Origin of the sequence: Methylobacterium sp. WL103 (assembly GCF_008039885.1) — a bacterium.
In the GTDB taxonomy this organism is placed as follows: Bacteria; Pseudomonadota; Alphaproteobacteria; order Rhizobiales; family Beijerinckiaceae; genus Methylobacterium; species Methylobacterium cerastii.
In genome coordinates this window covers 1-4807 of record NZ_VRUX01000333.1, presented here as the reverse complement: position 1 = coordinate 4807, position 4807 = coordinate 1, and the positions used below count along the sequence as shown (strand labels likewise).

Annotated in this window: 7 protein-coding genes; 3 read left to right on the top strand and 4 right to left on the bottom strand. The window is 71.4% G+C overall.

From position 1 onward, the window contains the following. The first annotated feature begins 304 nt into the window (after window positions 1-304). From FV222_RS17695 to FV222_RS17685, 3 genes are all read left to right on the top strand, one after another. Complete coding sequence (locus FV222_RS17695) at window positions 305-1072, top strand: N-formylglutamate amidohydrolase (RefSeq protein WP_147815291.1); 768 nt, start codon at window positions 305-307, stop codon at window positions 1070-1072. A gap of 60 nt (window positions 1073-1132) precedes the next feature. Beyond that, a complete protein-coding gene (locus FV222_RS17690; protein WP_147765398.1) occupies window positions 1133-1441 on the top strand; it encodes a DUF1244 domain-containing protein in 309 nt (102 codons plus the stop codon). Between the two features lie 88 nt (window positions 1442-1529). Further along, the gene (locus tag FV222_RS17685; protein ID WP_147727302.1) at window positions 1530-1808 is read left to right on the top strand and encodes a DUF2312 domain-containing protein; all 279 of its coding nucleotides are present in this window, start codon (window positions 1530-1532) and stop codon (window positions 1806-1808) included. A 212-nt stretch (window positions 1809-2020) separates the two neighbouring features. On the opposite strand, the gene FV222_RS17680 is transcribed toward FV222_RS17685, so the two are convergent. The 4 genes from FV222_RS17680 to FV222_RS17665 form a co-directional block, all read right to left on the bottom strand. After that, window positions 2021-3313, bottom strand: a complete 1293-nt coding sequence (locus FV222_RS17680) for an aminotransferase class I/II-fold pyridoxal phosphate-dependent enzyme (RefSeq protein WP_147764881.1) — start codon at window positions 3311-3313, stop codon at window positions 2021-2023. A gap of 229 nt (window positions 3314-3542) precedes the next feature. Next, entirely contained in the window at window positions 3543-3929 is a 387-nt protein-coding gene (locus FV222_RS17675; RefSeq protein ID WP_147751161.1) for a response regulator, read from the bottom strand. A 75-nt stretch (window positions 3930-4004) separates the two neighbouring features. Continuing rightward, entirely contained in the window at window positions 4005-4331 is a 327-nt protein-coding gene (locus FV222_RS17670) for a YnfA family protein (protein ID WP_147764882.1), read from the bottom strand. Between the two features lie 89 nt (window positions 4332-4420). Further along, the coding region (locus FV222_RS17665) for a sensor histidine kinase (protein ID WP_147815290.1) at window positions 4421-4807 on the bottom strand (387 nt) is incomplete at its 5' end.

The window sequence follows — 4807 nt, the reverse complement described above, 5'->3', positions numbered from 1 at the left end:
GGTATCGGGGTGGGCGGCCTTGATCGCCGCGGCCAGGAAGCCGTCGAGCAGGGTCCGCAGGGCGCGCGTGGCGGGGTCGATCTCAGGCGTCATCGGTCGGGTTCTCGCGCGTCGTTTCCTCGTTCGTGCGGTCCTCGCCTTCTCGACCCGCGGGGGCGGGCAGGGGCGACGGGCTTTTTGGGCGACGGGCCTGTTTCTTGCCTCGCCCGTTTCTTGCCGTGAACGCACGATCCTTGATACGTGCTCTGCCCGAGGCTCGCCGCGACGGCAAGGCCTCGCAGCCTCCGCGAACCGAACCGGACCCGTGCCCCTGTCCCACAGCCTTGAGACACACCCGCCCCATCCCGTCGAGACGATCCCCGGCGACCCCGCCTGCGGCCTGGTCCTAGTCTGCGACCACGCCTCGAACCACGTGCCCGACGACATCGCGCTCGGGGTGCCGGAGGGCGAATTCCGCCGCCACATCGCCTACGACATCGGCGCGGCGGGCGTGACGCGGCGGCTCGCAGCGCTGCTCGGCGCCCCGGCGATCCTCACGAACTTTTCGCGATTGATCATCGACCCGAATCGGGGGCGCGCCGACCCGACGCTGGTGATGCGCCTGTCGGACGGGGCGGTGGTGCCGGGCAACGCCCGGATCGACGAGGCCGGCAAGCAGGCGCGGATCGCCCGCTTCTACGATCCGTTCGACCGGGCGATCGACGCCGCGGTGGCGGCGGCGGAGGAGGCCGCCGGGCCGCCGACGATCCTGACGATGCACAGCTTCACCCCGTTCTGGCGCGGCGTCGCCCGGCCCTGGGAGGTCGGCATCCTCTACGACCGGGACGAGCGCCTGAGCGCCCCGCTGATCGCGGGCCTGCGCGCAGACCCGGCCGGCCTGACGGTGGGCGACAACGAGCCCTACGGCGGCGGCCTGCCGGGCGACACCATCGACCGCCACGCCACCGCGCGGGGGCTGGCCAACGCGCTGGTCGAGATCCGCCAGGACCTCATCGCCGAGGAAGCCGGGCAGGAGGCGTGGGCCCGGCGCTTCGCCCGGCTTCTGCGGCCCTTGATGACGCCGCGCGCTTGACTCGCGCGCCGCCCGCCCCGACCTCGGGCGGAGTTGCGAGAGACAGCGCGCGAGAGACCGATGACCGAGATCGATCCGAAGACCCAGACCGAGTTGGAGGCGGCGGTCTACCGGCGCCTGGTGGCGCATCTCCAGGCGCGCACCGACGTCCAGAACATCGACATGATGAACCTCGCCGGCTTCTGCAGGAACTGCCTGTCGAACTGGATGAAGGACGCCGCCGACGCCGAAGGGCTCGGCCTGACCAAGGACGAGGCCCGCGAGCGCGTCTACGGCATGCCGTTCCCCGAGTGGAAGGCGAAGTACCAGACCGAGGCCAGCCCCGAGCAGCAGGCCGCCTTCGCCAAGGCTGCGGCGGAGCCGCACTGACCGTGCCGCGACGGGGCGGCGCGGGCGGTCCCGGCTAAGCTCCCGGTAAGTTTACTCCCCTACGAACCGGGCAGGACAGGAGAGAACCATGAACGCGCATGCCATGCCGACCCCCGGCGACGTGTCATCATCCGAGGGCGTGGCCGCCGACGAGCTGCGGGCGTTCATCGAGCGCATCGAGCGCCTCGAAGAGGAGAAGAGCGGCATCGCCGGCGACATCAAGGAAGTGATGGCCGAGCTGAAGGGCCGCGGCTTCGACGTGAAGGCGGTCCGCACCATCCTGCGCATGCGCAAGAAGGACCACAGCGAGCGCCAGGAGGAGGAAGCGATCCTCGAGCTCTACATGCAGGCGCTCGGCATGGTCTGAGGGCCGATCCGACATCGATCGAGCCTGACCGGCGGTCACCGACGTTCCCCTCGGTCCCACCCACCCCCTCATCCTGAGGTGCCGCCTCAGCGGCCTCGAAGGAGCCCTCCAGCGGTCGCGCGATCTTGGAGGGCTCCTTCGAGGCTTCCGCTTCGCGAAAGCGCCTCAGGATGAGGTGTGGGGGTGGGATTCGAGGGCTTGCGACGCGGCGCTCAGCCGACCTGGGCCAGGGCCTGCTCGATGTCCGCGACCAGGTCCTCGACGTTTTCCAGGCCGATCGACAGGCGGACGGTGTCGGGGCCGACGCAGGCCGCCTCCTTCTCGTCCTTCGGCAGCTGGCGGTGGGTCGTCGTGGCGGGATGGATCGCCAGCGACTTGATCTCGCCGATGTTCACCAGGTGCGAGATCAGCTCCAGGCTGGTGATGAACTTGAGCGCCGCCGGCTCGCCGCCCTTCAGGGCGAAGGTGAAGATCGCACCCGGCCCCTGCGGCACGTAGCGCCGCGCCAGCGCCTCGCCGGGTTGCCCGGGCAGGCCGGGATAGCTCACCCAGGCCACCGCCGGATGATCCTTGAGGTAGGCGGCGACCGTGCGCGCGTTGGCGCAGTGGCGCGCCATCCTGAGCGGCAGGGTCTCGATGCCGGTGAGCGTCAGGAAGGCGTTCATCGGCGAGAGCCCGGGGCCGAGGTCGCGCAGGCCGAACAGGCGGCAGGCGACGGCGAAGGGGTTGTCGGGGAAGCGCTCGGTGATGACGAGGCCGTCGTAGTCGGGCCATTCCCCGGTGATCAGGTTGTAGTGGTCGGTCTTCGCCCAGTCGAACCGGCCGGCGTCGCAGATCACTCCGCCGATGGTCTGGCCGGAGCCGCCGAGGAACTTCGAGGTCGAGTGCACGACGATGTCGGCGCCGTGCTCGATCGGCCGGATCAGGGCCGGCGAGGCCAGCGTGTTGTCGACGACGAGCGGCAGCCCGTGGCGCCGGGCCACCGCCGCGATGCCTTCGACGTCCATCACCGTGGCGCACGGGTTGACGATCGATTCGCAGATGATCGCCCGTGTCTCCGGGGTGATCGCCGCCTCGAAGTCGGCCGGCGTCAGGCCCTTGGCGAAGAGCGGCTTGAGGTCGTAGCGCCCGTCGAGCCGGCGCATCAGCCCGAGCGAGCCGCCGAACAGCCGCGGCGAGGCGACGTAGGCGTCGCCGCTCTTCATCAGGGTCAGCATCACGAGGAGCAGCGCCGACTGCCCCGAGGACACGGCGACGGCGGCCTTGGCGCCTTCGAGCGCGGCCACGCGCCGCTCCAGGGCGGCGACGGTGGGGTTCGAGCCGCGCGAGTACGAGAACCCGGTGCGGCGCATGTTGAAGATGTCGGCGGCCTGCTCGGTGGAATCGAACACGAAGCCGTTGGTGAAGTAGATCGGCTGCGCCCGCGCGCCGGTGGCCGGGTCGGGGCTCGCGCCGGCATGGATCGCCTGCGTGGCGAAGCGGGGGGTCTTCGGCGTGTCTGTCATCGGGCTCGGTCCTCGGACCCTCGCCCTATCACGGCCGACCGGGGGCAGGGCAACCGCGCTGCGACCGGCGGAAGGCGATCGTTCGAAGCCGCGTCCGGCGGCTTCAGGGCGCGAAGTGCGCCCCGCGGAGCGAAAGCCTCGAGCCCGCGGAGGCGGGCGCCGGCGATTAAGGCCGAAGACGAACAGGGCAGGCGCTTTCGAGCGCTGGCCCTGGGCTCGGTGGAAGACCCTAGGCGGCGCGGTGGATGAAGGAGCGCAGGGTTCGGACCAGGGTGTTGGGCTCGTAGGGTTTCGGGATGAAGCGGGCGCCGTCGGGCATGTCGTAGGGGCCGGGCGTCCCCATGCCGGACACGACGAGGACCGGGATCGTCGGCCAGCGGTCGGCCACGAGGCGGGCGAGGGCGAAGCCGTCCATCGAGCCCTGCGGCATGTCGACATCGGTCATCAGGACCTGCACGTCGTGCCGGTTCTCCAGGACCTTGAGGGCCTTGTCCGCGTGGCTCGCTTCGAGAACCGTGAAACCCGCGTCGGCGAGGGTGTCGGCGGCTTCCATCAGAAGAAGGCCGTCGTCTTCTACCAGGAGAACGACGGGTTGATCTGTCGGGCTGTCGGTCATCAGGCCTGCGGAGACTGTCTTTGAAAACCAGCCCCGGGGCCTATTCCCCGGTGTCCGCCCCGTCAAGGCGCGGCCTCATGCGGCCCGCGGCCCCCACAGGATCAGCCCCGCGCCGGCGAGGCACATCCCCGCGCCGACGCAATCCCACCGGTCCGGGACGCGGCCCTCCACCAGCCAGAGCCAGGCGAGGGAGAGCGCGACGTAGACCCCGCCATAGGCGGCGTAGGCGCGCCCGGCCCCCTCCGCCTCGACGCGGGTGAGGAGCAGCGCGAACAGGCCGAGCGCCACGGCGCCGGGAATCAGCCAGAGCGGCGATCGGTCGAGCCGGAGCCAGGCCCAGGCGGCAAAGCATCCGGCGATCTCGCAGAGGCCGGCCGCGACGTAGAGGAGGAGCGTGGGCACGCGCGCTCACTCGCACGCGCGACGAAAAGCACCAAGCGGGCCGGCGACTTTTGGGGGCGGAAAGACCGCTCCGGCGCCCCAGCTCGCGCTCAGGCGGCGACGACCGAGGCGAGCGGCGCTTCCAGGGTCAGCACCGCACCGGTCGGCGGGAAGCCGAGGGAGACCGCGCCGCCGAAATCGTGGCTCAGGCTCCGGGCGATCAGGCGCGTGCCGAACCCGGAGCGCGTCGGCGGCGCGACGGGCGGGCCGCCGATCTCCTCCCAGCGGAAGCGCAGGCGCGCCTCCGGCTCCGGTCCGGCGACCTCCCACGAGATCGCCACCTGGCCGGCGGCGGTGGAGAGCGCGCCGTACTTGGCGGCGTTGGTCGCGAGCTCGTGCAGCATCAGCGCCAGCGTCAGGCCGTGGCCGGCATCGAGGGTCACGTCGGGGCCGCTCACTGCGAAGCGCCCGGGCGCCCCGTCGCCGTGCAGGGCCAC

Excerpts from the sequence above, each read along its gene's own strand:
- FV222_RS17675 (WP_147751161.1), bottom strand. The coding sequence starts at position 3,929 with ATGACCGACAGCCCGACAGATCAACCCGTCGTTCTCCTGGTAGAAGAC.
- FV222_RS17690 (WP_147765398.1), top strand. The coding sequence starts at position 1,133 with ATGACCGAGATCGATCCGAAGACCCAGACCGAGTTGGAGGCGGCGGTC.
- FV222_RS17680 (WP_147764881.1), bottom strand. The coding sequence starts at position 3,313 with ATGACAGACACGCCGAAGACCCCCCGCTTCGCCACGCAGGCGATCCAT.
- FV222_RS17685 (WP_147727302.1), top strand. The coding sequence starts at position 1,530 with ATGAACGCGCATGCCATGCCGACCCCCGGCGACGTGTCATCATCCGAG.